We start from the raw sequence: 25379 nt of genomic DNA, 5'->3' as shown, positions 1-25379 counted from the left end.
GTTGCTACAAATCACACCGACGTCGTGGAGCCGTCCGGGTTCCAAAGCTCGGTGATGCTGACGTTCGCGTGGCCCAGCAGTTCGCGGAGGGTCGAGATGGAGAGCCCGACGACGGCGTGCGGGTCGCCGTCGACCTTGCGGATGAAGGCCCCGCCCAAGCCGTCGATCGTGAACGAACCGGCGCAGTGCAAGGGTTCGCCCGTGGCGATGTAGGCGTCGATGTCCGCCTCGCTCATTTGCTCAAAGTGGACTTCCGCGCTGGACACCGCACCGACTGTGGCTCCGGTACCGGCGGCCGTCCCGCCGTCGCTCACGTCCGCGGCGGTTTCGCGGCAGTCCACCAGCCAATGCCCGGTGTGGAGGACACCCTTGGAACCGCTCATGCGCAGCATCCGTTCCTTGGCCACGTCCTCCGTATACGGCTTGCCGTGGGACTCGCCGTCGAACTCGAAGACGGAGTCGCAGCCGATCACCAAGGCACCGTCGGCGTCGGGCAATGATGCGACGGCTTCGGCCTTGGCACGGGCCAGGAGGAGCGCGGTGTCGTGCGCATCGGTCACGCCGTACCGGGCCTGCACGGCGTCCTCGTCCACGTCCGAGACCAGCACTTCATGGTGGATGCCGGCCTCCTTGAGGAGCTTGGTGCGGGCGGGGGACTGGGAGGCCAGGATCAATCGGGTCACGGCTCAAGCGTAGTACGCAGCGCCTTCTTCAGACGCCCGGTCACGTTTGGCGGTTCCTGGCCGGACGCCCGGTCACCTATGGCGGCGCCGGGCCGGACGCCCGTCCAGATCCTGCGGGCACCCGGCCCGCAGGTGAACGGGCGTCGGGGAAAAGCGGGTCAAAGGTGACCGGGCGTCGGGGAAAAGCGGGTCAAAGGTGATTGGGCGTCGGGGAAAGCGGGTCAAAGGTGAGCGGGCGTCGGTTCTGAGCACAGAACCGACGCCCGCTGAAAGGCAACCAGGCGCTTAGTGGACCAGTTCCCTGGCCGCACCCGCCGTCGTCGTACGCTCGAGGTTGGCGCCCTCGACGTCGACGTCGGGCAGTACCCGGGACAGCCATCGCGGCAGCCACCAGGCCTTCTCGCCCAACAGGTACATCACGGCCGGAACAATGGTCATCCGCACCACGAACGCATCCACGAGGACGCCGAACGCCATCGCGAAACCGAGAGGCCGGACCATGGTCAGGTGGCTGAAGATGAAGCCGGAAAACACGCTGACCATGATGATGGCGGCGGCCGTGACCACAGCCGCGGCGTGGCTGAAGCCGCTTCGGACCGCCAGCTTCGCGTTTTCGCCGTGCATGAACGATTCACGCATGCCCGACGTGATGAACACCTGATAGTCCATGGCCAGGCCGAACAGCACCCCAATCAGGATGATCGGCAGGAAGCTCAGCACCGCTCCGGGATTGGCGACGTCGAACACGGACCCGAGCCAGCCCCACTGGTATACAGCCACCACTGCGCCGAACGCTGCCGCGAGGGAGAGCAGGAAGCCGCCGGTGGCGAGCAGCGGGACGACGATCGAGCGGAACACCAGCAAGAGGAGGATCAGGGAGAGCCCGACGACGATCCCCAGGTACGGCGGCAACGCGGCGCCGAGCTTGGCGGAGACATCGATGTTGCCAGCAGTCTGCCCAGTCAAGCCAATCGTGGCACCTGTGGCCTGCTGGATTTCGGAACCCTTCGCACGCAGTTCCGAGACCACTTGGACGGTGCTGGCACTCGCGGGCCCGTCCTTCGGGATGACCTGGAAAACGGCTGTGCGGTGATCAGGGCTGAGGGCCACAGGGACAGCCGCCACGACGTTGTCGACGCTGCGCAGCTTGTCCGCGACGTCGAACTGCTTGGTCTTGGCTTGATCGTCGCTGAGCCCGTCAGGGAACGTGCCGACAACCACGATGGGACCGGTCATGCCCTCGCCGAAGCTCTTGCGGGTGAGGTCATACGCCTTGAACGCTTGAGAGTCGACCGGTTCCGAACCGCCGTCGGGCAGGGCGAGGCGGAGCTGTGATGCCGGCAGGGCCAGGATCCCGAGCAGCACCACCCCGGCGAGCAGGGAGACCGCCGGATGCCGGGTCACGAGTCCAGCCCAACCACGGCTGCTCCGCCGCTGGTCCTCGAGGAGGTCCGCCGAGGCGTGGTCCGGTTCGGCGTTGTGGCGCTCTGCCTTGGCCCAGGCCCGCTTCGAGATCAGTTTGCGGCCCACCAGCGAGAGGACCGCGGGGGTCAAGGTCAAGGAGACGACGACGGCGATTGCCACGGTCGCGGCGGCCGACAGGCCCATGACTGCCAGGAACGGCAGGCCTGGAACCACCAGTGCGGCAAGCGCGATGACGACGGTCAGGCCGGCGAAGAGGACGGCGTTGCCCGAGGTGCCGGTGGCAAGTGCCACTGATTCCTCCATGTCCATTCCCGCAAGCAATTGCCCGCGGTGCCGGTTGACGATGAAGAGGGAGTAGTCGATGCCGACGGCGAGGCCCAGCATGAGCGCGAGCATCGGGGAAATGGAACTCATGTCGATGACGCCGGTAAGGGCGAACGTTCCGCCAACGCCTACGGCCACGCCGATGATCGCCATCAGAAGCGGCAGACCGGCGGCGACGAGCGTTCCCAGCATCACGATGAGGGCGATCGCCGCAACCGCGATGCCGATGATTTCCGCGACACCAAAGATCTGGGAGACGTCTTCGGTGATTTCCTTGCTGGCCAGGGCCGTGACACCTGCCGAGGAGACTCCGTGGACGATGTCCTGGACCTGCTGGCGGACGGCGGGGGTCAGTCCGTTGATGGAGGTTTTGAACTGGACCTGGGCGATCGCCGCTTTGCCGTCCGTGGAGACAAAGCGCATTCCTTGCGATGCGGTCACCTGGCGCTTGGCCAAGGCAAGGGCTGCGGCGCCGTCCGCGGCTTGCTTCTGGCCGGCCTCGAGCTTCTGCCGTCCGGCCGCCAGCTCGGCCTTTTGCGGTGCGAGTTGGGCCTGGATGGCCGCGTCGGGCATGCCCGATGCAGCCATTTGCTGCTCGGCGGCCTTGAGTTGAGCATCACTGGCATCCAGGGTGGCCCGGGCCTTGTCCTGCTCTGCCTGCCCGGCGGCCGCTTTTTGTTCCCCGGCAGCAAGATCGGACGGTGCTTTGTCCAAGGCGGCTTGGGTGGTGAAAGGGTTGACCGTGGACTGTACATCCGGCAGTTTTTGCAACTCGGCGAGGGCCGACGTGATGGCGTCCTTGCCTGCTTGGTTGAATCCGGCGTCGCCGGCTTCGAAGACGATTCCCGCGGTACCACCCGAGGAGGCCGGGAGATCCTTCTTGAGCTTGTCCAGCATCTGCTGGGTTTCGGTGCCGGGGATCTGGAAGTTGTTGGACATGGTGCCGTGGAAGGCCGCAGCGGAGCCGCCGACGGCGACGAGCACGGCGAGCCAGAGTGAGATCACCAGCCAGCGGTGACGGTAGGAGAACTTGCCAAGGCGGTAGAGCAGGAGTGCCATATCGGAACCGATCTGTGTGGTTATGCCGAGGGGTTGAAGCCTGAACCGAGCAGGCCAATAGCGTTGATGAGGTGTTGCCGGAGGGATGCCAAGGATTCGGCGGAGAGATCCGATCCGCGGTCTTCGAACCAGATGGTCATGGCCGCTTTTCCGCAGGAGACGATGGACCCGGCGAGGGCGCGCAGATAGAGTTCATCGGCGTCCGGCCCCAGGCGGTGCCGGGCGGCGTCGATGATCTGGTTGGTGCAGTGGTCCCAGGCTTCGAGTTCCGAACGGGCCAAAGTCCGGTTGTCCTGCGTGAGGCTGAAAAGTTCGGCCATCGGCGCGACTGTCATGGGGTCCGCCAGTGCCATGAGGGCGGCGCGTGCGGATTCGAGGATGGGTTCGTTGGCCGGCCGCAGGCGGAACTGTTCCAGTGCGTTGTCCAGGAACCCTTCGGTGACTGAAGCCAAAGAGGCTTCGAGGCTCGGGAAATAGTTGAAGAAGGTGCGGCGGGACACGCCGGCTTCTTCCGAGATGTCCTCGACGGTGAAATTGCCGATTCCCTTGCTTCGCAGCACGGAAAGAGCCGCGTCGGCGATGGCTCGGCGCGTAGCCAGTTTGTTCTGTTCGCGGCGCGAGGGCAGAACGCTTTCGGAAGTGGTCACCCACTTACACTAAGTGCAAGTTTGCACTCTGAGCAAGTTAAATCCGTCCGGACCTACGGCTGAAGCGGTTCCTGGGGCGCTTGCGCGGACTGCGATGCCTGTCCGGCTGCCGCCTTCGTCAGGTAGATCGACTGTCCCGTGGCACCTGGCTCGCCTTCGGCCAGAGGAATGGCGAAGACAGCAGTCCCATAGGCGCAGACTTCGGTCCAGTTTCCGCCCATCTCGGACGTGTCGAAGCGCATGGCCACGATCGCATTGGCCCCGCGCTGCTGTGCTTCAGCGACCATGCGGGCCATGACTTCCTGGCGGCTTTCGTACAGCGCCTTGGTCATTTCGGGCAGTTCGCCGCCGCCGAGGGAACGGAAGCCGGCCATTACTTGTGCACCGATATCCCGGGAGCGGACGGTGAGGCCCATGACTTCGCCGAAGACGGCGTCGATCCTGTGGCCCGGAATCTTGTTCGAGGTGACAATCAGCATGGACAGAGCCTATCCAGAATCCACTTTTTGTCACCGTGAAACGGACAAATCCCCAGGGCGTGCCCCGCGGGGATTTGTCCGTACGGTGGTGAATCGTTGCCAGGCCGTCGCCGCGGTCAGCTGAGCAGCGCGCGCCGGAGCGTGTCGAGGCCAACGGAACCGATGTTCAGGGCCTCAGTGTGGAAGGCCTTCAGGTCGAAGCCGTCGCGGCGTTCGAGTTCAGCCCGGATTTCTTCCCACAGCCGCTGCCCCACTTTGTACGACGGAGCCTGGCCGGGCCATCCGAGGTATCGGGTGAATTCGAACTGGAGCTGGCCGGCGCTGATGGGAAGGTTGGCCCTGAGGAATTCGAAGCCCTTCTCCGAGGTCCAGGTACCGCTGCCCCAACGTTCGGGAACCTCCAGCTCGAGGTGGACGCCGATATCGAACACCACGCGGGCGGCGCGCATGCGCTGCATGTCCAGCATGCCCATGTGGTCGCCCGGATCCTTGAGGTAGCCGAGCTCCAGCATGAGCTTCTCGGCGTAGAGGGCCCAGCCTTCGCCGTGTCCGGAGACCCAGCAGACGTTGCGCCGCCAGTTATTGAGCAGCTCGCGGCGGTAGACGGCGGTGGCCACTTGGAGGTGGTGGCCGGGCACGCCTTCGTGGAACACCGTGGTGGTCTCGGCCCACGTGGTGAAGGTGTCTTCGCCGGCGGGAACGGACCACCACATGCGGCCGGGACGGGAGAAGTCGTCAGACGGACCCGTGTAGTAGATGCCGCCTTCGTCCGTGGGGGCGATGCGGCATTCGAGCGTCTTCATGACGTCCGGGATGTCGAAGTGGACATCGGCCAGTTCTGAGACCGCCCGGTCGGAGAGTTCCTGCATCCAGGCCCTGAGGGCGTCAGTGCCCTTGATTTGCCGGGCGGGATCGTTGTCGAGGATGGCTTTGGCTTCCTCGATGGACGCGCCGGGCTTGATTTGCTCGGCCACCCGTTCCTGTTCGGCAATGAGCCTGTCGAGTTCCTGCACGCCCCAGGCGTAGGTTTCTTCCAGGTCCACGGTCGCGCCAAGGAACAGACGTGAGGCCAGCGCGTAGCGCTCCCGGCCCACGGCATCCTTTTCGGGGGCGAACGGAAGGAGTTCCGCCTCAAGGAAGGCGGCGAGGCGCAAGTAAGCGGAACGCGCGACGGCGGCACCGGCGTCGAGCTTTTCCTGCAGTTCCGCCGGCAGCGGCTGGCCGTCGACGGTGGCTCCGGCGGCGAGCTTGGCGAAGAAACCGTCCCCGGCCGCATATTTGCTGGCCTGTTCGATGACAATCTTGACTTGGCGGACCGCCGAGACTTTGCCTGCGTCCCTGGCCGAACGGAGGGAAACGATGTACCCGTCGATTGCTTCCGCAACGTTGGCCGCCCGGCCGGCGATGTGCTCCCAGTGTTCGGCTGTGTCGGTGGGCATGAGGTCGAAGATCGCGCGGATGGTCTGGGCCGGAGACTCGATGTTGTTCAAGTCCGCGGCGTCCCAGCCGGATTCGTGGATCTCAAGGGCCAGGCCGAGCCGTTCGCGCATCGCGTCAAGGGTGATGACATCCGAGGCGTCCGAGGGCTCGAGCGCTGCAAGTTCGTCGAGGGTGTCGCGTGCCGCCTGGGCGAACGCCGCTGCCCCGGCAGGCGAGAAATCCTGGTATTCGGTCTCGTGCCCGGGCAGGCCCAGGGTGGTGGCCAGGGTCGGGTTGAGGGCGAGGAGGGTGTCCGTGAAGGCGTCGGCGACCGCGTCTATCGGAGTGGGGACGCGCGCTGCTGCTGCGTTAGGAGTAGTCACCCGAAGAGCCTAACCGCGCCGGGTCCGTTCTGAAAGGGTTGCTGAACACCCGTCAGCCGCGGCTCCGCCTCCAGGCGCCCGGTCCGGGCGCTGGTTCCAGTCGCAATTGCTGGCGGCGCAGCCAGTGCCGCGCGCTCGGTTTTGGAGCCTCGGCTTCCTCCGGCGCTCCAAGGGAGGCGACGACGGCGGTGAGCGCCGCGAGCTCTTCCGGCGTCGGGTTTCCCTTGACTACCGAAAGCAACGGTTCGGCCGGCGTCGCGTCCGCGGAACCGGAACCGGGGTTCTGTTCGGCACTCACAGGGGGATGTTTCCGTGCTTCTTGGTGGGCAGGCTCGCGCGCTTGTCGCGAAGCGCCCGCAGGCCCTTGATGATCTGGAGCCGGGTCTCAGACGGTGCGATGACGGCGTCGACATAGCCAAGCTCGGCTGCCTGGTACGGGTTGAGGAGCTCTTCCTCGTACTGGCGGATGATGTCGGCGCGCTTTGCCTCGACGTCGCCGCCGGCTTCGGCGACGGCGGCAAGATCGCGGCGGTACAGGATGTTCACGGCACCCTGGGCGCCCATGACGCCGATCTGCGCCGTAGGCCACGCCAGGTTGAGGTCGGCCCCAAGCTTCTTGGAACCCATCACGATGTACGCTCCGCCGTAGGCCTTGCGCGTGATCACCGTCAGCTTGGGCACCGTGGCCTCGGCGTACGCGTACAGCAGCTTGGCTCCACGGCGGATGATGCCTTGGAATTCCTGGTCCTTGCCGGGCAGGAAGCCAGGGACGTCCACCAAGGTGATGATGGGAACGTTGAAGGCATCGCAGTGGCGGACAAAGCGGGCGGCCTTTTCCGAAGCCGAGATATCCAGCGTGCCTGCGAACTGCATGGGTTGGTTGGCCACGATTCCAACCGTGTGGCCTTCGACCCGGCCGTAGCCGATGATCACGTTGGGGGCGTAGAGCGACTGCATTTCCAGGAAATGGGCGTCATCGACGATCTGCTCGATGACCTTGCGCATGTCGTAGGGCTGGTTGGCCGAGTCCGGGATGAGCGTGTCGAGGGCGAGGTCGTCGTCGTCGAGCTCAAGTTCCTGCTCGTGCTCCAGGACGGGCGCCTCGGACAGGTTGTTGGACGGCAGGAAGTCCAGGAGTTCGCGGACGAACTCGATCGCGTCGGCTTCGTCGCTGGCGAGATAGGTGGAGGTTCCGGTAGTGGCGTTGTGCTGGCGTGCGCCGCCGAGGGTTTCCATGTCCACGTCTTCGCCGGTGACAGTCTTGATGACGTCCGGGCCGGTGATGAACATGTGGGAGGTCTTGTCCACCATCACTACGTAGTCGGTGAGGGCGGGGGAGTAGGCCGCGCCGCCGGCACACGGGCCCATGATGAGGGAGATCTGGGGGACGACGCCCGAGGAATGGACGTTGTTGCGGAAGATGTCCGCGAACATCGCCAGCGAGGCGACACCTTCCTGGATCCGCGCGCCGCCGCCGTCGTTGATGCCCACCATCGGGCAGCCGTTGCGGAGGGCGAACTCCTGTACCTTGACGATCTTTTCGCCGTTGACCTGGCTCAGGGATCCGCCGTAGACGCTGAATTCCTGGCTGTAGATGGCTACCAGGCGGCCGTCGACGGTGCCGTAGCCCGAGACCACGCCGTCGCCGAGGGGCTTCTTCTTCTCCATGCCGAACGCGGTGGAGCGGTGGACGGCCAAGGCGTCGAACTCCACGAACGAGTCTTCATCAAGCAGCATGTCGAGGCGTTCGCGTGCGGTGTTCTTGCCGCGGGCATGCTGCTTCTCGATCGCTTCCGGGCCGGAAGGTTGTTCTGCACGGGCCTGGCGGTCGCGGAAGTCTGCAATCTTTCCCGCTGTCGTTGTCAGATCGTGGCTCATCAATGTCTCCGGCTCTGTAGCTGATTTACGCTGGCACTGCTTCGTAGGCATGCGCTCTTAAGTAGCATCCGTACAAAGTGCGGGCCTCGTTGGCTAGTCTAATGACGCAAAAGCCACAGACCGCTGTAGAAACCCTACAATTTTCCGACTTCAAGTCGAGCATCCAACTATGTTACTCGCCAGTAACATAGTTGGGCTAGAGTGTCCTCATGACCTCAAGCAACGACGCTTCCGCAAGCCCTGCCCTTCCTTACCAGGCACGTGGGTCTCTGAACGGCCGCACCCTCCTCATGTCCGGCGGCAGCCGTGGCATCGGCTTGGCGATCGCCACCCGAGCAGCCCGGGACGGCGCCAACATCGTCATCATGGCCAAGACCGGCGAACCCCACCCCAAGCTAGACGGCACTGTGTACACAGCCGCCGAAATACTGGAAGCGGCCGGCGGCCAGGCACTGCCGCTCGTGGGAGATGTCCGGAACGACGGCGACGTTGCCGCGGCGGTTGCCGCCGCCGTCGAGCGCTTCGGCGGTATCGACGTCGTAGTCAACAACGCCTCGGCGATAGATCTCTCCCGCACGGATGCGCTCGACATGAAACGCTATGACCTCATGCAGGACATCAACGTCCGGGGCACCTTCCTGCTGTCCAAGCTCGCGCTTCCGGCCCTACGGAAGTCGGCGCAAGACGGGCGCGGCGCCCACATCCTGACGCTCTCGCCGCCGCTTAACCTCGACCCGAAGTGGGCGGGCATGCATCTGGCTTACACCATGGCCAAGTACGGCATGAGCCTCACCACCCTGGGCCTGGCCGAAGAGCTTAAGAACGACGGCGTGGCGGTCAACTCGCTGTGGCCTTGCACGCTGATCGACACCGCCGCCATTCGAAACATGCCCGGCGGGGAACAGATCGTCCAAGCCGCCAGGGGCCCGGAAATCATGGCGGACGCGGCCCACGCTGTCCTGACCGCGTCAAACCTGAACACCGGAAACTTCTACACGGACGAACAGGTGTTGAGGGACGCTGGCGTCACCGATTTCAGGCCTTACAGCCTGGGTGCCCCGGAGGAGAAGCTGGTGCCGGATATCTTCCTCTAAGCGGACAACTTCTTCCGGGACCGGCCTGGCTGGATAGGATTCTGTCTATGGACGTCGAACAGCCTGCCAGCAGCGAACCACGTGCCCCGCGCCCGGGTCTGGACCGTGATGCGCTGCTTCACCCCGACTTCCTCGCGGCCACCGGTATTTCGCAACTGAAGATCGTTGAGACCACGGGCTCCACGAACGCTGATCTGCTGCGTGCCGTCACCCTTGAACCGAAGGAATGGGCGGACCTCGCCGTCCTCACGGCCGAGCACCAGACCGCGGCGCGGGGCCGGCTCGACCGGCACTGGGAATCTCCCGAACGTTCGGCGATTTCCGTTTCGATCGTCCTGCGTCCCGTCAATTCCCAAGGCCTGCCCGTCCCGACCCAGAGCTACTCCTGGCTCTCGCTCCTTGGTGCGCTGGCTTTGCGCGAGACCCTCCTCGAAACCGCAGGGCTGCCCGCCGAGATCAAGTGGCCCAACGACGTCCTCGTCCGGGGAAAGAAGATCGCCGGGATCCTGGCGCAGATGGGTCCAATGAGCGACGGATCCGTTCCGGCCGTGATTCTGGGTACCGGCCTCAACGTGACGCTCAGCGAGGATGAATTACCGGTCCCGACAGCCACATCCCTTCTTCTTGAGGGTGCCACGACCACGGACCGCACCGTGCTTCTGCGCAATTACCTCTCACGCTTCGCCGCGCTCTACCGCAGTTTCTGCAACGCCGACGGCGACCCGACGGCGGGACTGGCCGGCGGACCTTCCCTGCACAAACGGGTGGAAGCCGTCATGGTCACTTTGGGACGCGAGGTGAAAGCCCACTTGCCCGGCGATCACGAATTGGTGGGTCATGCGTCCAGGCTGGACGAGTACGGCTCCCTTTTAGTGGTGGACCATGGTGGCCGCGAGCACGTCGTAACCGCCGGTGATGTTGTCCACCTGCGGGCTACCGAAAGCGGTTATGCGTAGAGAGCTCCTGCGCGGGGAGCAAGTCATCGTGATCACGCGGCAGCAGCCCAGGGCACTTTTCGGACCCGTCCTGGCGTTCATACTCGTCCCTGCTGCGGCGGCCTTCGCCTGTGCATGGATCATCAAGGGCGGACCGGGCAAGTTGGTTCCGGCCATCACGAGTGATTGGACCCAATGGTTGGTGGCGGCAAGCCTGGCCATTGCGGCCATCGTCCTGCTTGGCTACAGCCTCCCGCGATTCATCCGTTGGCGCGGTGTGCGGTACATCCTGACAAGCGCTCGAATAGTTGCCCGTTTCGGAATGCTTCGTCGCGGCGACTGGCAGGTTCCGCTGGCCGCGGTGCGCGGCGTCGGGATCACGCAATCGCTGCTCCAGCGGATATTGCGCTCAGGGAATATATCCTTGGATACCGGGCACCCCGGCGAGGCCGTGCTCCGGGATGTTCCAGAGGTGGGCAAGTTCCGAAGTTTCATCCTCGATGCCATGGCGGAACTGCCGACAAATGCCGGGTTCGGCCCCGGCGCGGTGCCTGAGCACAGCGATTTTGACGGTTTTGGTGAGTACCCGGATGCCGCATTGCCCTGGGATATGAGAGAAGGTGGAAGAGATGAGCGTTGACGAGCAGGAGCCTGAGTACATGGACGACGAGCCCGACGCCGTGTCCGAACCTTCCGTGGACCACGCACCTTCCGATGACGAGGCACCGGACGGAGACGAGGCACCGGACGGGGTCCTACCGGTTGCGTCAGCTCCTTCCGGGGCTCTGTCATCCGAGCGGCTGGCCATCAAAGCCCTGGAAACGCGCCTTCTTGGCGGCGAACGCAAGCTTCGGCGGCGCGAAGTCGCGGCAGCAGCAGGCGTCTCGCTGTTGTCTGCCCGCAAGCTGTGGCGGGCGCTGGGTTTCCCGAATTTCGGCGACCAGGATGTCGCCTTCACCGAGCGCGACCTCACGGCGCTTTCGACCATCCTCGACCTTGTCCGCGCGGGTAAGCTCACCGAGGAAGCGGCAATCTCGGTCACGCGCGCCATCGGACAGATGACCGACCGGATGGTGGTGTGGCAGATCGAGGCGCTGATCGAAGACATGGTGATGCAGCAAGGCATTCCCGACGCCGTTGCCCGTAAACAGTTGGTCAATGAACTGCCCAACCTCGTGGACGCCATGGAAGAGATCCTCCTGTATTCGTGGCGCCGCCAGATGAACGCCGCTGTTCAGCGGCTGGCCGTTCGTGCCGAGGCCGGCTTGCAGGCCAGCGAGGCCGGGCGGGACGGCGACGAAGATGATGCTCCCTTGCCCCTGGCGCGGGCCGTGGGCTTTGCCGACCTTGTGTCCTACACGAGCCTGTCACGGCGCATGAACGAGAAAACTCTGGCGCAGCTGGTCCAACGCTTCGAAAACAAGTGCGCGGAGATCATTTCCGTCGGCGGCGGGCGCCTGGTCAAGACCGTCGGCGACGAAGTGCTCTACATTGCCGAAACGCCCGCCGCGGGTGCCGAGATCTCCTTGGCGCTCGCCCAAGCCTTCACGGAAGACGAAATCCTGCCGGAGGCCCGCGTGGCCATGGTCTGGGGACGGATCCTTTCCCGCTTGGGCGACATTTACGGACCCACCGTCAACCTGGCAGCACGGCTTACGGCTTTGGCTGAACCCGGCACGGTCCTCGTGGACGAGATGACGGCGGCAGCGCTGGGCGACGACGAACGCTTCGTCCTGGTCCCGCAGAAGGCCGAGAACGTCCGAGGTTTCGGAGAAATCCTTCCCGTCCGGCTCGAACGTGGACTGGGTAAGGGACTGGTGCTCGACTGATGGATTCACAGCCCTCAGCGACCGCCACTGAGCACGGATTCAGCTTGAGCTATGGCTACGGGACGGACCGTGGACTCAGCCGGGAACTCAACGAAGATTCCCTCATTGCAAGGGATCCGGTCTTCGCGGTGGCTGACGGCATGGGCGGCCATGAGGCAGGCGAGATTGCCAGCGGGTTGTGCGTACGCACCCTCGCGAGCATGCCGCAACTGGCGCCTGGAGTCCGCTCGGCAGGCGCTGTCGCACTGCAAACGTGCGTCCTGGCCGCCGACTCCCGGATCAGGGATGCCACGGGTGGCCGCGCCGGAACAACGCTGACCGGCGTCGTGGTCGCCGAGCACCTGGGATTCCCGTATTGGCTGGTCATGAACATCGGCGATTCACGGACGTATCGCTTGTGCGGGGACGATTTCAAGCAAATCACCGTGGACCATTCGGAAGTCCAGGAACTTGTGGAAGCCGGGAGGATCACGCCTGAAGAAGCCACGGTGCATCCGCACCGCAATGTAGTGACCCGTGCCCTTGGCACAGGCGGCGAAAACGAGGCGGACTTCTGGCTGCTTCCCATTCAGGATGGGGACCGGATGCTGGTCTGCTCGGACGGGCTGACCGGGGAGCTGAGCGACGAGGACATGTTCCGGATCCTGAGCACGGTGGCGGAGCCCCAGGATGCGGTGGACGCGCTTATCCAGGCGGCGTTGCTGAGCGGCGGACGGGACAACGTCACCGCGATCGTGGTGGATGCCAGGATCGAATAGAACCACATCGGAGGGCCATTTCCGGCCCCGGCCGTCGGCGATTCCGGGGAACGGGATTTGCGACACGCCCGGGCCATGTAGGAAGATTCCGGTCAATACCACCCCAACTCCGGGCGGCCGTTCCCGTCCTGCAGAGGTAAACATGACCCAACGCTCCTCCGCGCGCGCTGGCGGCACAACCCGTGCCGCCGTCCGGCGCCCGTTCTCCGTTGCCCTCGCGGGCATTGCCATGGCTGTGACTCTGTGCGCCTTCCCGGTGCTTTCCGCCCACGCCGCGCCCGCCGTCGTTCCCGGACAAGTTTCGCCCAGCTCGCCCGCCCCGCCGGCTTCGCCCGCCCCGGCACCGGCACAACCCGAGCCGGCCCAGCCGAAGGTAGCGGACCCCGCGCCCGCCAAGCCGCCCGTCGCACCGCCGGCACCCGCTCCGGTTGAACCCGCCCCGGCGGTGCCGGCTCCGGTGGTGCCCGCCCCCGCAGCGCCCGAACCGGCGCCCATGACACAGGTGACCGTGGAACCGGAACCCGTCGTGGCGCCGTCGGAGGCTCCGGTCGCCTCCAGCCCGGCGCTCTCCACAGGCAGCCCGACGGCGGCCGCGTCGCCGTCGGCGTCTTCCAATTGGGATACCCCCATCCAAGTGGGGCTCAAGGCCACCCAAGCTGCCTCGGTGAGCACTGCCAAAGGGCCGGGTTCGGATTTGTTCGCCGTGTTCGCCATCATGGGCGGCGTGCTTTTGGTGGCGGCCGGGGGCATCGCCTTCGCTTTGTGGAGCCGAAACCGCTACACGCACTGATCCTGCTTTCCGCTGTTCTCCCTGTTCTCCCTCTGGGAGGCCTTATTTCGTCGCGGCTTTGCGGCAAGATAGGTACGTGAGCACAGCAGAGAGCGAAACCGCAGTTCCCACGGACGCCGTACGGGAAGAGTACGAAAACCTCGCGGACCTTGTCCGCAAGTACCGCTACGCGTACTACCAGGAAGATGCACCAACGGTTTCGGACGCCGAGTTCGATTCCCTTTATCGACGCCTCGAGGAGCTCGAGGCCCTGCATCCCGAGCTCGTCTCCAACGATTCGCCCACGCAGGAAGTGGGCGGAGAGGTCTCGGCCGCCTTCGCCGCCGTCGAGCACCTTCAGAGGATGTACAGCCTGGAGGATGTCTTCTCGCTGGACGAGTTGGAAGCATGGGTCCGCAAGGCCGAAGCGTCGGTCGAGCGGCTGGGCACGTCGGCTTCCCGCATTGCGTGGCTAACAGAGCTGAAGATCGACGGCCTGGCCGTGAACCTGCTCTACCGCGACGGCAAGCTGGTCCGCGCCGCCACCCGCGGAGACGGGACAACGGGCGAGGACATCACCCACAACGTGCTCACCATCAAGGAGATCCCGCGCCAGCTTAGCGGCAGCGGATACCCGGCCGAGGTGGAAATCCGGGGCGAGGTCTTCATCCCGTCCAAGGCATTCGCCGAATTCAACGAAGCGCTGATCGAGGCCGGCAAGGCGCCGCTGGCCAACCCCCGCAACGCCGCGGCGGGTTCGTTGCGCCAAAAGGACCCCGCGGAGACCGCGAAGCGCCCACTGCGGATGTTCGTCCACGGCATTGGAGCCCGCGAAGGCCTTGACGCGACGAGCCAGTCGGAAACGTACAAGCTGCTGGAAGGGTGGGGCCTTCCGGTCAGCCCCTACCTCAAGGTCCTGGAATCCTTTGAGCAGGTCCTCGACTTCATCAAGCACTACGGCCAGCACCGGCACGACCTTCTGCACGAGATCGATGGCATCGTGGTCAAGATCGACGACTTCGCTACGCAGCGGGCCCTCGGTTACACCTCGCGTGTCCCGCGTTGGGCCGTCGCCTACAAGTACCCGCCGGAGGAAGTCCACACCAAGCTGCGGGACATCCTCGTCAACGTCGGCCGCACGGGCCGCGTGACCCCTTTCGGCGTGATGGAACCGGTCAAAGTGGCCGGGTCCACCGTCGAGATGGCCACGCTCCACAACCAGGACGTGGTCAAGGCCAAGGGCGTCATGATCGGCGACATCGTGATTCTCCGGAAAGCCGGCGATGTCATCCCGGAGATCGTCGGGCCGGTATTGGCGCTGCGCGACCAGCAGGATCCGCCGGTGCGCGAGTTCGTGATGCCCACCGAATGCCCCTCCTGCCACACGCCGCTTGCTCCGGCGAAGGAAGGGGATGTCGATATCCGCTGCCCCAATGCGAAGTCGTGCCCGTCCCAGCTGCGTGAGCGTGTCTTCCATGTCGCGAGCAGGGGCGCCTTCGACATTGAGGCCCTCGGGTGGGAAGCAGCGATCGCGCTCACCTCCGGACCTGGGCCGGACCCAGCGACCATCGGCGGGTACCCGAAACCAGAGGGCCCGGGCGTCCTGGAGAACGAGTCGCGCCTCTTTGAACTAGCTGCCGATTCCTCCGATTCCGGGCTCCGCGAGCGCCTCGCCGACGTCCGGGTGTGGCGTGAGAAGCGCTCCAAAGGAGTCGGAACAGGGGAGTGGGAACTCGTTCCCTACTTCTGGACAAAGGCAACAGCCAAGACGCCGTCGAAGCCCACCGCGTCCACCGAGAAACTCTTCGCAGAGGTGCAGAAAGCCAAGACCCAGCCACTGTGGCGCGTGCTCGTCGCCCTGTCGATCCGGCACGTCGGCCCCACCGCTTCCCGCGCCCTGGCCACGGCCTTTGGCAGCATGGACGCCATCCGGGCCGCTTCCGAGGACAAACTCGCCCACGTCGACGGAGTGGGACCGACCATTGCCGCGGCACTCAAGGAATGGTTCGCCGTTGACTGGCACCAGGAAATCGTCGATAGCTGGGCAGCTGCCGGAGTGCGCATGGTTGACGAACGCGATGCCGCCATCCAGCGGAACCTTGAAGGGCTCACTGTCGTAGTGACGGGATCACTGGCCACGCTGAGCCGCGACGAAGCCAAGGAAGCCATCATCATCAGGGGTGGGAAGGCGGCCGGTTCGGTGTCCAAGAACACCGATTATGTCGTGGCCGGCGAGAACGCGGGCTCCAAGCTGGATAAGGCTGAGCAACTTGGCATCCGGGTGCTGGACGAGGACGGCTTCAAGGCGTTGCTTGACGGCGTGCTCGAGGCCGTGGACAGCGCGGCTTCGGACGATGAAGACGCAGCCGTTGCCCTGGCAGGGACTGCCAAGGCGGAAGCGGAAGCCTCTGCGGACACGGAAGCCCCGGAATGACGGCCGATGTTTTGGAGCTTCTCACTGTCGCCAGCGCAGCTGCTGCGGCAGGGGCGAAGGTGCTCTCCGGCAGGCCTGCGGGCCCCAACTCGGCGGGGAACCTCGGCGTCGTGAACAAAGGCGACGCCGGCGACTGGGTGACGGCCTTCGACGTCGCCGCGGAGAACGCTGTGCGGAGCGCAATTACGGCAGCCCGCCCGCACGACACGATCACGGGCGAAGAGCACGGGACCACCCTGCCCGATCAGCCCAGCGGCTACCGATGGTCCATTGACCCGCTGGACGGCACTACCAACTTCATCCGTAACATCGTCTACTACGCAACGTCTGTGGCGGTTGCGGATGCCGACGGCGTTTGGCTGGCCGGCGTCGTCAACGCCCCTGCGCTGGGACGCATTTATTCGGCGGCACGCGGCCACGGAGCGTGGCTTGAAGAAAACGGGCAACGCACCCAGCTGAGCGGACCGCTCCTGGGCCGGACGGGACTCATTGTCGCTTCCGGGTTCAGCTACGATCCCGCCACGAGGGCCGAGCAGTTCGCCGGGCTCGGCGATCTCATGGAAGGGTTCGCCGATCTTCGCCGGCTCGGCTCCGCCGCGTTGGATCTGTGCCTCGTAGCTGATGGCACCCACGACGCCTTCGGGGAGCGTGGGCTCAACGAACACGACTATGCGGCCGGAGCTTTGATTGCGGAGGAAGCCGGCTGCTGGGTCCGCCGCCCGAGGCTAACCAGCCCGCTGGACGGCGGTCCCACAGACGCGGACCGATTGGAAGCGTGGACTTGCGCGGGCACGCTGGAATTGTCAGGCAAGTTCCCGCTGTAGCCCCCTCAGCGCCCGGTCAGATGCGCCGGGTTTTTGCCGGACGCCCGGCCAGGTACGCCGGGTTTTTGCCGGACGCCCGGCCAGGTACGCCGGGGTTTTCCCGGACGCCCGGTCAGGTACGCCGGCCCGGGCGCCCGGTCAGATAACGGCCTGGGCGATGAGTTCCCCGTGCGAAAAGCGGTTGGCCGGCCGCTCCAGGCCGTAGTGTTCGCGCAGAGTGTTGCCGCTGTACTCGCTGCGGAACAGGCCGCGCTGGCGAAGTACCGGCACCACCTGGTCAACGAAGGTTTCCAGGCCTGACGGCAAGACTGCGGGCATGATGTTGAAGCCGTCGGCCGCGCCGTTCTCGAACCAGGATTGGATCGCGTCTGCCACTTGCTCCGGCGTGCCCGCGAACGTCAGGTGGCCGCGGCCGCCGCCCAGCCTGCCGATCAGCTGCCGTACCGTGAGTTTCTCCCGCCGGGCAAGCTCCACGATGAGGGTGTACCGGCTCTTGGCACCCTCGATCGAGTCCTCGTCGGGAAGGTCGGCCGGCAGCTGGCGGTCCAAAGGCAGGTCCTCGGGCGCTATCCGGAGGGTCTTCGCGAGCTCGGCCCTGGCATATTCGGGCCGGATGAGTTCGTCGAGTTCACGTTCCAGGCGCAGCGCTTCAGCTTCGGTGGAGCCGATCACGGGGACGATCCCTGGCAGGATCTTGATGCTTTGGGCGGTCCGGCCAAGCGCGACCGCGCGGGTCTTCAGGTCTCGGTAGAACGCCTGCGCGCCCTCCAAAGTTTGCTGGGCCGTGAACACCGCTTCGGCGTACTTGGCGGCCAGGACTTTGCCGTTTTCCGAGGAACCCGCCTGGACAATCACGGGGTGTCCCTGGGGTGAGCGCGGAACATTGAGCGGTCCCCGGACCCGGAAGTGCTTGCCCACGTGGTCGATCGGCCGGACTTTGGCCGCGTCCGCCCAGATTCCGGATTCTTTGTCGGCAACGACGGCGTCGTCTTCCCAGCTGTCCCAGAGCTTCGCGGCCACGTCCAAGAACTCGGCCGCGCGCTCATAGCGGCTTGCATGGGCGGGCTGGTCGTCGATGCCGAAGTTTCGCGCGGCCTCCGGTCCCGCCGTCGTAACCACGTTCCAACCGGCCCTGCCGCCGCTGACGAAGTCCACGGAAGCGAACCGCCGGGCCAGGTTGAAGGGGTCGTTGTACGTGGTGGACGCGGTGGCAATCAGGCCGATCTTTTCGGTCGCCGCCGCAATCGCGGTGAGCAGCACCGTTGGCTCCAGCTTGCCTGCGGGGCGGCGTCCGACGTCGCCGAAGATCACAGGTGAGTCGGCGAAGAAAATGGAGTCGAACGTGCCGCGCTCGGCGATACGGGCGAGGTTTTGGTAGTGCCGGATGTCGGTGTTTGCGCGGGGGTTGCTTTCGGGCAGCCGCCACGATGCCTCGTGGTGGCCGGTGCTCATGAGGAATGCGTTGAGGTGCAGTGTGCGTCGGTCGGGGCTCATGTCGGGGTCCTTTCATGGTGTCTTCGCGGCCAATCAATCACGCGGATCCCGGCCTGCGCCAGCCCTGCGAAACCTTCCCGCAATAGCACGAAACGGGGGTTAACAGCCGGCAACCAAGCTCAACCTGGCGCCACGAAAGGCAACCTTGAGTCAGGCCCCCGCCCCTCGGTCACATATGTCGTGTTTCCCCCAACGCTCATGCACCTATGTGGACGGGCGTCGGTGGAATGTTGGCGGTATGTGGACGGGCGTTGGTGGAATGGTGGGGGGATGTGGACGGGCGTTGGTGGAATGGTGGGGGGATGTGGACGGGCGTTGGTGGAATGGTGGGGGGATGTGGACGGGCGTCGGTGGAAAGTTGGCGGTATATGGACGGGGGTTGGGTGTTGCAGACGCCCGGTCACCTATGACGTGTTTCTCCAAGACGCCCGGTCACTTATGTCGTGTTTTCGCCCAACGCTCATCCACCTATGTCCGGGCGGCCGCCAGCCGGGGCCGCCAAAGGTGATAGTTCGGTCACTGAAACGCCGCTTTGGCGCACTGCGCGGCGCGGACGCGACTACCATGGATCAGTGCATTCGCAGATTACCGTCCGGCCCGCCTTGCCCGAAGACTACGACGCCGTAGCCCGCATCACGATGTCGTCTTACGTGACCGCCGGCTACTACGGCAGCCCGGACCACCCGTATCTGGAGAAGCTGCGCGACGTGGCCGGCCGCGCCCGCTACGCCGACGTTTTCGTCGCCGAGCGCGATGGCCAGGTCATCGGCTCCGTTACGTCAGCCAAGGCCGGCGGCGGCTTTTCGGACATTGGCCTCCCGGACGAGCTCGAAATGCGCACCTTGGTGGTTGATCCGGAGGCGCAGCGCTCGGGCGCGGGCCGGGCACTGGTTCAGGCGGTCGTTGACCAGGCCCGCTCCATGGATGGCATCAACGCCGTGTGCCTCACCACCGGTGCCACCTGGGAAAGCGCCAATGCCCTTTACGCGAAAACCGGATTCGATCGCGAACCGAAGCGCGATTGGTTTGTTCCTGGTACCGACATAAAACTGTTCGTTTATCGGCAGGATGTCCGCCAGCCATAAAGTTTCCTCGTATACCCCGGTCATCGGGCCGGGTGCGGAAACTGAGAAAGGCGCGGCATGCGCAAGACATTCGGCACGGGTTCGGTCTGGGAACAGACCCTTGGATACTCCCGTGCGGTCCAGGTGGACAACACGCTCTTCATATCGGCTACGGCGGCGAGCGGTGTCGTCGACGGCAAAAACGCGATCGTCGGAGACGACTTCTACTCGCAGACCAAATACATCCTCGAAAAGCTCGGCACCGTCTTGGAAGACGCCGGTTTCTCGTACGAGGACGTCGTGCAGTCGAAGCTCTACCTGACCGACATCAGCAAGTGGGAAGACGCCGGCCGCGCCCACGGCGAGGTCTTCGGCGAGATCCGCCCCACCCTTTCCCTGGTCCACGTCCTGCCGTTCCTCGACCCGGCAATGCTGGTCGAAATCGAACTGGTGGCCCAGAAGAGCGCCTAATCCCACGACGCGGGGTCACTTACGGCCCATCCGGGGCCTCCGGATGGGCCGTAAGTGACCCCGCGTTGTTCGTCGTCCAACCCACGTAGACTAGTGCGGAAAACCATTTGAACTTTGCAGGGGAGATCCATGGCTGCGATCAACCGTGACGACGTCGCGCATCTTGCGCGTCTGGCTCACATTGAAATGAGTCCCGAAGAGCTGGACAGGATGGCCGGCGAGCTTGCCGTCATCGTGGATTCGGTGAAGTCCGTCAGCGAAGCCGCCGGGGACGATGTCCCGGCCACGTCCCACCCGATTCCGTTGAACAACGTGTTCCGTGAAGACGTCGTGGGCCACACCTTCACCGCGGAGCAGGCGCTGTCCGGGGCTCCGGACTCTTTCGAAGGCCGCTTCAAGGTTCCGGCCATCCTGGATGAGGACTAAGCGAATGACTGAATTGAACAACTCCGAACTCATCCGCCTGTCCGCGGCACAACTGGCCGCCAAGCTCGCCGCCCGCGAGGTCACCTCCGTCGAGGTCACCCAGGCGTACCTGGACCGCATCGCCGACGTTGACGGACAAGTCAACGCGTTCCTGCACGTCAACGCCGAAGAGGCGCTCGCCGTCGCCGCCGAGGTGGACGCCATCCGCGCCGCCGGCGGTGCCGAGGCCGAAGCGCTCCACGAACTCGCCGGTGTGCCCATCGCGGTCAAGGACCTCATCGTCACCATCGGCCAGCCCACCACGGCCGGTTCCAAGATCCTCGAAGGCTGGCACAGCCCGTACGACGCCACGGTCATCAAGAAGCTGCGCGCCGCGAAGATGCCCATCCTCGGCAAGACCAACCTGGACGAATTCGCCATGGGTTCCTCCACGGAACACTCGGCGTACGGCCCCACCCGCAACCCGTGGGACCTGGACCGCATTCCCGGAGGTTCCGGCGGTGGCTCCGCAGCCGCCGTCGCCGCCTTCGAAGCTCCGCTGGCCCTCGGCACGGACACCGGCGGATCCATCCGGCAGCCTGGTGCGGTCACCGGCACTGTCGGCATGAAGCCCACGTACGGCGCTGTTTCCCGCTACGGCGCCATTGCCATGGCGTCTTCGCTGGACCAGATCGGCCCGGTTTCGCGGACCGTCCTGGACTCCGCCTTGCTGCAGGAAGTCATCGGCGGCCACGACCCCTTCGACTCCACTTCCCTGACGGATCGCCTCGACACCCTCGTGGCCGCAGCCAAGACGGGCAACGTCACGGGCATGAAGATCGGCATCGTCAAGGAACTGCACGGCGAGGGCTACCAGGCCGGCGTCGAAAACCGTTTCAACGAGTCCCTCGAGCTGCTCAAGGAGGCTGGCGCGGAGATCGTCGAGGTTTCCTGCCCCAACTTCAAGTACGCCCTGGGTGCCTACTACCTGATCATGCCGTCCGAGGTTTCCAGCAACCTGGCCAAGTTCGACGGCGTTCGCTACGGCTTGCGTGTCCTGCCGAAGGACGGCCCCATGACGATCGAACGCGTCATGGGCGCAACGCGCGCAGCCGGTTTCGGTGACGAGGTCAAGCGCCGCATCATCCTGGGCACCTACGCCCTCAGCGCCGGCTACTACGACGCCTACTACGGCTCGGCCCAGAAGGTCCGGACGCTCATTCAGCGTGACTTCGATGCCGCATTCGCCCAGGCCGACGTCCTGATTTCGCCGACCGCTCCCACCACGGCCTTCAAGCTGGGGGAGAAGTTGGACGATCCGCTGGCCATGTACCTCAACGACGTCGCCACCATCCCGGCGAACATGGCCGGCATCCCCGGTTTGTCCCTGCCTGGCGGCCTCGCCGACGAAGACGGACTGCCCGTGGGCATCCAGCTGCTGGCACCCGCCCGCGAGGACGCCCGCCTGTACCGCGTCGGCGCCGTCCTTGAATCCTTGCTCGAAGAGAAGTGGGGCGGCCCCTTGCTGGCGAAGGCACCTGCTCTTGATTCCAGCTCCACCACCGCCGGAGGTTCCAACTGATGTCTACCGACGCCATCCTCAGCTTCGAAGAGGCCATGGAGAAGTACGATCCCGTCCTGGGCTTCGAGGTCCACGTGGAGCTCAACACCAACACCAAGATGTTCTCCTCCGCCCCGAACGTCTTCGGCGACGAGCCGAACACCAACGTCAACGAGGTGGACCTCGGCATGCCCGGCGTCCTGCCGGTGGTGAACAAAACCGCGGTAGAGTCCTCCATCAAGATCGGCCTTGCCTTGAACTGCAAGATCGCCGAGTCCTGCCGCTTCGCTCGGAAGAACTACTTCTACCCGGACACCCCCAAGAATTTCCAGACGTCCCAGTACGACGAGCCCATCGCGTACGACGGCTACCTGGACATCGAGCTCTCCGACGGGTCGGTGTTCCGCGTGGAGATCGAGCGCGCGCACATGGAGGAGGACGCCGGCAAGCTCACCCACATGGGCGGCGCGACGGGCCGCATCCAAGGCGCCGACTACTCGCTGGTGGACTACAACCGTGCCGGCGTTCCGCTGGTGGAAATCGTCACCAAGCCGATCGAGGGCGCGGGCAGCCGGGCACCCGAGCTCGCCAAGGCCTACGTTGCCGCAGTGCGCGAGATCGTCAAGAACCTCGGCGTTTCCGACGCCAGGATGGAACGCGGCAACGTTCGTTGCGACGCCAACGTCTCGCTGCGCCCGCACGGCCGCGAACGTTTCGGCATACGTTCCGAGACAAAGAACGTGAACTCGCTGCGCGCCGTCGAGCACGCCGTCCGTTACGAAATCCAGCGCCACGCCGCCGTCCTCGAGTCCGGCGAACCGGTCATCCAGGAAACGCGCCACTGGCACGAAGACACGCGCACGACGACGTCGGGCCGGGCAAAGTCCGACGCCGACGACTACCGCTACTTCCCGGAGCCGGACCTCGTTCCTGTCCTCGCGTCCCGTGAATGGGTGGAAGAACTCCGCGCCACGCTGCCCGAGCCGCCCGCGGCCCGCCGCAAGCGCCTCCAGGCCGACTGGGGCTACTCGGACCTCGAGTTCCGCGACGTCGTGAACGCCGGCGTCATGGACTCCATCGAGGAGACGATCGCCGCAGGCGCCAGCGCTTCCGTGGCCCGCAAATGGTGGATGGGCGAGATCGTCGGACGCGCCAAGACGGCCGACGTCGACCCCTCCGAGCTCGGCGTCACGCCGCAGACCATCGTGGAGCTCAACACGCTCGTCGAGGGCGGCAAGATCAACAACAAGATGGCTTCCCAGGTGCTCGACGGCGTCCTTGCCGGCGAAGGCGCCCCGGCCGAGATCGTCGAGAAGCGCGGCCTCGCCGTCGTGTCCGACGACGGTCCCCTCCTGGAAGCGATCGACGCCGCACTGGCGGCCCAGCCGGACGTAGCGGAGAAGATCCGCGGCGGCAAGCTGCAGGCCATTGGTGCGATCGTCGGCGGAGTCATGAAGGCCACGCGCGGCCAGGCCGATGCCGGCCGGGTGAAGGAGCTGATCCTGGAGCGGCTCGGCGTCGAAGGCTGACAGCCTCCGCTTCACCCAAAGTCCCCACCGCCTCCCTAACCTAGCTTCGCTCGGCCAGGGAACCCTGGCGGCGTGGGCCCACGCAGTTGGTGTCATTCTGACTCGTCAGAATGACACCAACTGCGGCCTTTGTTGTGTCCGGATCCACAGCCCCCACACAGCTTCGCGGCGCATCATGGTGTCATCAGTTCTTTGCTGCCCGCCCCTTGCCGGATCGGGAGGAGCGGAGAGAGGATTCGGCCATGTCCACCATGACGTCTGGCCTTCGCAAGGCCCTCACCGCAGGCGGTATCGCCGTCGTCTTGAGCGGCGGGGGTGTGGCCGCAGCCTGGGCCGCCGGCCAGATGATCCCCGTCTACGCGGTGGCCTCGCCCACGGGCACCGCCACCCCATCACCCGGACCCACGTCGCCCGCCAGCCCGTCGCCCGGTAAAGCCCGGCCCTTCCCGGTGCTTCCCCGCGGTTTTGCGGGTCCGGGGATCCACGGTGAGTTCACGGTCAAGAACAAGGACGGCACGTACTCGACGATCGTTTCCCAGCGCGGCACCGTCCAGACCGTCAGCGATTCAAGCATCACCGTCAAGAGCGACGACGGCTTTACCCAGGCTTACGCCATCAACTCCTCAACCACCATCTTCATGCTCCCCGCTTCCGGAACGGGCAAACAAGGCCAGCGGCCCGCGCCGCGAACCATCAAGGCCACGGAGCTGAAGACGGGAGACACCGTTGCAATCTCGGGCACGAAGAGCGGCACCACGGTCACCGCGAACCACATTATCGGCGGTACGTTGCCCGCTGCGCCCCATGATGGCGGAAAGCGGCTGGGGTACGGGAGCGCCTCTGCCTGACGATGTTTGACCCCTGAACGAGGTCAGGCACCCCCGGCGAGTTCGGTCATGACGGTCTGCAGCGCTTGGCAGACCGTCATCACTGACTTCCGTTTCAGCGTCTCCGGCCTCGCCAGGATGTCGATTTTGCGCACGGAATTCACTCCCGCCAGCGGACGCAGCACCACTCCGGCATCGAGTACGCGGCGCGCGGTGAACCGCGGGAGCAGACCGATCGCACCCCCTGCGGCAACAAGGGACGCAACCGTGGAGTAGTCGTTGATGCGGTGCAGGACATCAGCCGGGCGCCCGCTGACGGCGACGACGGCGGCCAGCACGTCCGCGGGGGAGTACCCGGCCCGGCTGGTCACCCAAGGCTGCCCGACGACGTCGGCCGGCGTGAGTTCGCGGCGCGCCGCGAGCGGGTGTCCGGCAGGCAAGGCGACGTCGAGCGGTTCGTCGGCGAGTCCGATCACTGCGACTTTGTCCTCGGGCCACGGCGGGCTGTGCTCCATCCGGTGCGCGAGAACGAGGTCGTACCGCGCGGCGAGTCCCGGAAAGTCTTCCTGGGCAACGTCTTCGTCGGCGAGCTTCACGCGGGGAACACTGTTTTCCGGACCCGCGTTCCGTGCGGTGGTCAGCAATGCAGCGAGCGGAGCGAACAAGGCCTGGCCCGCGCTGTGGAAGGCACTTACGGTCACGGTAGAGCCCGGCGAATCGTGGTAGGCGCCGATGGCGGCCCGGGCGTCGGCCATGGCGCTCACAACGGCCGCTCCTGCGCCGGCGAGGACCCGGCCGGCGTCGGTGAGCACCAGGGCTCGGCCTTCCTTGCGGGTCAGGGGCACGTCCACCGATTTCTGCAGGAGGGCGAGCTGCTGGGAAACGGCCGAGGGAGTGACCATGAGCGTCTCCGCCACGGCCTTGACACTGCCTAGATCTCCAAGTTCCCTGAGCATTTGGAGCTGGTGTACTTCCATTTAGCAAATGCTAAATCGTTGATTGAGAAAAACCTAGTTGTGCTAAACCATCCGTGAGGCTTCAATGAAGTGAAACGGCACACAAACGGCCCCATCCCTTGAGTGAGGAAG

The 25379-nt window shown here is 65.2% G+C and carries 23 protein-coding genes; 14 read left to right on the top strand and 9 right to left on the bottom strand.

Annotated features, from left to right (window positions below):
- Window positions 1–11: 11 nt before the first annotated feature.
- The 7 genes from L0B83_RS01080 to L0B83_RS01050 form a co-directional block, all read right to left on the bottom strand.
- Entirely contained in the window at window positions 12–683 is a 672-nt protein-coding gene (locus L0B83_RS01080; RefSeq protein ID WP_234756191.1) for a Maf family protein, read from the bottom strand.
- A 285-nt stretch (window positions 684–968) separates the two neighbouring features.
- Complete coding sequence (locus L0B83_RS01075) at window positions 969–3491, bottom strand: MMPL family transporter (RefSeq protein WP_234756190.1); 2523 nt, start codon at window positions 3489–3491, stop codon at window positions 969–971.
- 20 nt (window positions 3492–3511) lie between these two features.
- Complete coding sequence (locus L0B83_RS01070) at window positions 3512–4138, bottom strand: TetR/AcrR family transcriptional regulator (RefSeq protein ID WP_234756188.1); 627 nt, start codon at window positions 4136–4138, stop codon at window positions 3512–3514.
- A 53-nt stretch (window positions 4139–4191) separates the two neighbouring features.
- The gene (locus L0B83_RS01065) at window positions 4192–4617 is read right to left on the bottom strand and encodes a YbjQ family protein (protein ID WP_234756186.1); all 426 of its coding nucleotides are present in this window, start codon (window positions 4615–4617) and stop codon (window positions 4192–4194) included.
- A 116-nt stretch (window positions 4618–4733) separates the two neighbouring features.
- Window positions 4734–6419 (bottom strand): DUF885 domain-containing protein, encoded by a 1686-nt coding sequence (locus tag L0B83_RS01060; protein WP_234756184.1) that lies wholly within the window; start codon window positions 6417–6419, stop codon window positions 4734–4736.
- A 52-nt stretch (window positions 6420–6471) separates the two neighbouring features.
- Window positions 6472–6717 (bottom strand): acyl-CoA carboxylase subunit epsilon, encoded by a 246-nt coding sequence (locus L0B83_RS01055; RefSeq protein WP_234756182.1) that lies wholly within the window; start codon window positions 6715–6717, stop codon window positions 6472–6474.
- Entirely contained in the window at window positions 6714–8297 is a 1584-nt protein-coding gene (locus L0B83_RS01050; RefSeq protein WP_234756180.1) for an acyl-CoA carboxylase subunit beta, read from the bottom strand. The genes L0B83_RS01055 and L0B83_RS01050 overlap by 4 nt, the downstream gene beginning before the upstream one ends.
- 209 nt (window positions 8298–8506) lie before the next feature.
- Between L0B83_RS01050 and L0B83_RS01045 the strand changes: the two genes are divergently transcribed.
- The 8 genes from L0B83_RS01045 to L0B83_RS01010 all read left to right on the top strand — a co-directional run bounded on the left by L0B83_RS01045 (window position 8507) and on the right by L0B83_RS01010 (window position 16940).
- Window positions 8507–9391, top strand: a complete 885-nt coding sequence (locus tag L0B83_RS01045; protein WP_234756178.1) for an SDR family oxidoreductase — start codon at window positions 8507–8509, stop codon at window positions 9389–9391.
- A gap of 47 nt (window positions 9392–9438) precedes the next feature.
- On the top strand, window positions 9439–10347 hold the full coding sequence (locus tag L0B83_RS01040; RefSeq protein WP_234756176.1) for a biotin--[acetyl-CoA-carboxylase] ligase: 909 nt from the start codon (window positions 9439–9441) through the stop codon (window positions 10345–10347).
- Window positions 10340–10966: a PH domain-containing protein gene (locus L0B83_RS01035; RefSeq protein WP_234756174.1), complete on the top strand. Its 627-nt coding sequence runs from the start codon at window positions 10340–10342 to the stop codon at window positions 10964–10966. The genes L0B83_RS01040 and L0B83_RS01035 overlap by 8 nt, the downstream gene beginning before the upstream one ends.
- The gene (locus L0B83_RS01030) at window positions 10956–12155 is read left to right on the top strand and encodes an adenylate/guanylate cyclase domain-containing protein (protein ID WP_234756172.1); all 1200 of its coding nucleotides are present in this window, start codon (window positions 10956–10958) and stop codon (window positions 12153–12155) included. The genes L0B83_RS01035 and L0B83_RS01030 overlap by 11 nt, the downstream gene beginning before the upstream one ends.
- On the top strand, window positions 12155–12913 hold the full coding sequence (locus L0B83_RS01025) for a PP2C family protein-serine/threonine phosphatase (RefSeq protein ID WP_234756170.1): 759 nt from the start codon (window positions 12155–12157) through the stop codon (window positions 12911–12913). Before L0B83_RS01030 ends, L0B83_RS01025 begins: the two co-directional genes overlap by 1 nt.
- 142 nt (window positions 12914–13055) lie before the next feature.
- Window positions 13056–13703 (top strand): hypothetical protein, encoded by a 648-nt coding sequence (locus tag L0B83_RS01020; protein WP_234756168.1) that lies wholly within the window; start codon window positions 13056–13058, stop codon window positions 13701–13703.
- A gap of 76 nt (window positions 13704–13779) precedes the next feature.
- Window positions 13780–16116, top strand: a complete 2337-nt coding sequence (gene ligA, locus L0B83_RS01015) for an NAD-dependent DNA ligase LigA (RefSeq protein ID WP_234756166.1) — start codon at window positions 13780–13782, stop codon at window positions 16114–16116.
- On the top strand, window positions 16113–16940 hold the full coding sequence (locus tag L0B83_RS01010) for an inositol monophosphatase family protein (RefSeq protein ID WP_234756164.1): 828 nt from the start codon (window positions 16113–16115) through the stop codon (window positions 16938–16940). Before ligA ends, L0B83_RS01010 begins: the two co-directional genes overlap by 4 nt.
- A gap of 138 nt (window positions 16941–17078) precedes the next feature.
- Here the strand turns inward: L0B83_RS01010 and L0B83_RS01005 are convergent, their stop codons facing one another.
- The gene (locus tag L0B83_RS01005) at window positions 17079–18434 is read right to left on the bottom strand and encodes an LLM class flavin-dependent oxidoreductase (RefSeq protein ID WP_234756162.1); all 1356 of its coding nucleotides are present in this window, start codon (window positions 18432–18434) and stop codon (window positions 17079–17081) included.
- A gap of 572 nt (window positions 18435–19006) precedes the next feature.
- Here L0B83_RS01005 and L0B83_RS01000 point away from each other — a divergent pair.
- The 6 genes from L0B83_RS01000 (at window position 19007) to L0B83_RS00975 (ending at window position 24312) form a co-directional block, all read left to right on the top strand.
- Window positions 19007–19519, top strand: a complete 513-nt coding sequence (locus L0B83_RS01000) for a GNAT family N-acetyltransferase (protein WP_234756159.1) — start codon at window positions 19007–19009, stop codon at window positions 19517–19519.
- A gap of 57 nt (window positions 19520–19576) precedes the next feature.
- Window positions 19577–19969 carry a RidA family protein gene (locus L0B83_RS00995; protein WP_234756157.1) on the top strand — a complete coding sequence of 131 codons (393 nt, stop codon included), beginning with the start codon at window positions 19577–19579 and terminating at the stop codon, window positions 19967–19969.
- A gap of 129 nt (window positions 19970–20098) precedes the next feature.
- Window positions 20099–20395: an Asp-tRNA(Asn)/Glu-tRNA(Gln) amidotransferase subunit GatC gene (gatC, locus tag L0B83_RS00990; protein WP_234756155.1), complete on the top strand. Its 297-nt coding sequence runs from the start codon at window positions 20099–20101 to the stop codon at window positions 20393–20395.
- A gap of 4 nt (window positions 20396–20399) precedes the next feature.
- Window positions 20400–21956, top strand: a complete 1557-nt coding sequence (gatA, locus tag L0B83_RS00985) for an Asp-tRNA(Asn)/Glu-tRNA(Gln) amidotransferase subunit GatA (RefSeq protein WP_234756153.1) — start codon at window positions 20400–20402, stop codon at window positions 21954–21956.
- Window positions 21956–23464: an Asp-tRNA(Asn)/Glu-tRNA(Gln) amidotransferase subunit GatB gene (gene gatB / locus L0B83_RS00980; RefSeq protein WP_234756151.1), complete on the top strand. Its 1509-nt coding sequence runs from the start codon at window positions 21956–21958 to the stop codon at window positions 23462–23464. Before gatA ends, gatB begins: the two co-directional genes overlap by 1 nt.
- Before the next feature lie 242 nt (window positions 23465–23706).
- On the top strand, window positions 23707–24312 hold the full coding sequence (locus L0B83_RS00975) for a hypothetical protein (RefSeq protein WP_234756150.1): 606 nt from the start codon (window positions 23707–23709) through the stop codon (window positions 24310–24312).
- A 23-nt stretch (window positions 24313–24335) separates the two neighbouring features.
- On the opposite strand, the gene L0B83_RS00970 is transcribed toward L0B83_RS00975, so the two are convergent.
- Window positions 24336–25268 carry a LysR family transcriptional regulator gene (locus L0B83_RS00970; protein WP_234756149.1) on the bottom strand — a complete coding sequence of 311 codons (933 nt, stop codon included), beginning with the start codon at window positions 25266–25268 and terminating at the stop codon, window positions 24336–24338.
- Between the last annotated feature and the right edge of the window lie 111 nt (window positions 25269–25379).

The organism is Arthrobacter alkaliphilus (genome assembly GCF_021483235.1).
Lineage (GTDB): Bacteria > Actinomycetota > Actinomycetes > Actinomycetales > Micrococcaceae > Arthrobacter > Arthrobacter alkaliphilus.
Note: the sequence above shows the minus strand (reverse complement) of the source record. Positions and strands in the feature narration are given on the sequence as shown.

Excerpts from the sequence above, each read along its gene's own strand:
- L0B83_RS01075 (WP_234756190.1), bottom strand. The coding sequence starts at position 3,491 with ATGGCACTCCTGCTCTACCGCCTTGGCAAGTTCTCCTACCGTCACCGC.
- L0B83_RS01065 (WP_234756186.1), bottom strand. The coding sequence starts at position 4,617 with ATGCTGATTGTCACCTCGAACAAGATTCCGGGCCACAGGATCGACGCC.
- L0B83_RS01050 (WP_234756180.1), bottom strand. The coding sequence starts at position 8,297 with ATGAGCCACGATCTGACAACGACAGCGGGAAAGATTGCAGACTTCCGC.
- L0B83_RS01045 (WP_234756178.1), top strand. The coding sequence starts at position 8,507 with ATGACCTCAAGCAACGACGCTTCCGCAAGCCCTGCCCTTCCTTACCAG.
- L0B83_RS01040 (WP_234756176.1), top strand. The coding sequence starts at position 9,439 with ATGGACGTCGAACAGCCTGCCAGCAGCGAACCACGTGCCCCGCGCCCG.
- L0B83_RS01035 (WP_234756174.1), top strand. The coding sequence starts at position 10,340 with ATGCGTAGAGAGCTCCTGCGCGGGGAGCAAGTCATCGTGATCACGCGG.
- L0B83_RS01030 (WP_234756172.1), top strand. The coding sequence starts at position 10,956 with ATGAGCGTTGACGAGCAGGAGCCTGAGTACATGGACGACGAGCCCGAC.
- L0B83_RS01025 (WP_234756170.1), top strand. The coding sequence starts at position 12,155 with ATGGATTCACAGCCCTCAGCGACCGCCACTGAGCACGGATTCAGCTTG.
- L0B83_RS01020 (WP_234756168.1), top strand. The coding sequence starts at position 13,056 with ATGACCCAACGCTCCTCCGCGCGCGCTGGCGGCACAACCCGTGCCGCC.
- L0B83_RS01010 (WP_234756164.1), top strand. The coding sequence starts at position 16,113 with ATGACGGCCGATGTTTTGGAGCTTCTCACTGTCGCCAGCGCAGCTGCT.
- L0B83_RS01005 (WP_234756162.1), bottom strand. The coding sequence starts at position 18,434 with ATGAGCCCCGACCGACGCACACTGCACCTCAACGCATTCCTCATGAGC.
- L0B83_RS00995 (WP_234756157.1), top strand. The coding sequence starts at position 19,577 with ATGCGCAAGACATTCGGCACGGGTTCGGTCTGGGAACAGACCCTTGGA.
- gatC (WP_234756155.1), top strand. The coding sequence starts at position 20,099 with ATGGCTGCGATCAACCGTGACGACGTCGCGCATCTTGCGCGTCTGGCT.
- gatA (WP_234756153.1), top strand. The coding sequence starts at position 20,400 with ATGACTGAATTGAACAACTCCGAACTCATCCGCCTGTCCGCGGCACAA.
- gatB (WP_234756151.1), top strand. The coding sequence starts at position 21,956 with ATGTCTACCGACGCCATCCTCAGCTTCGAAGAGGCCATGGAGAAGTAC.
- L0B83_RS00975 (WP_234756150.1), top strand. The coding sequence starts at position 23,707 with ATGTCCACCATGACGTCTGGCCTTCGCAAGGCCCTCACCGCAGGCGGT.
- L0B83_RS00970 (WP_234756149.1), bottom strand. The coding sequence starts at position 25,268 with ATGGAAGTACACCAGCTCCAAATGCTCAGGGAACTTGGAGATCTAGGC.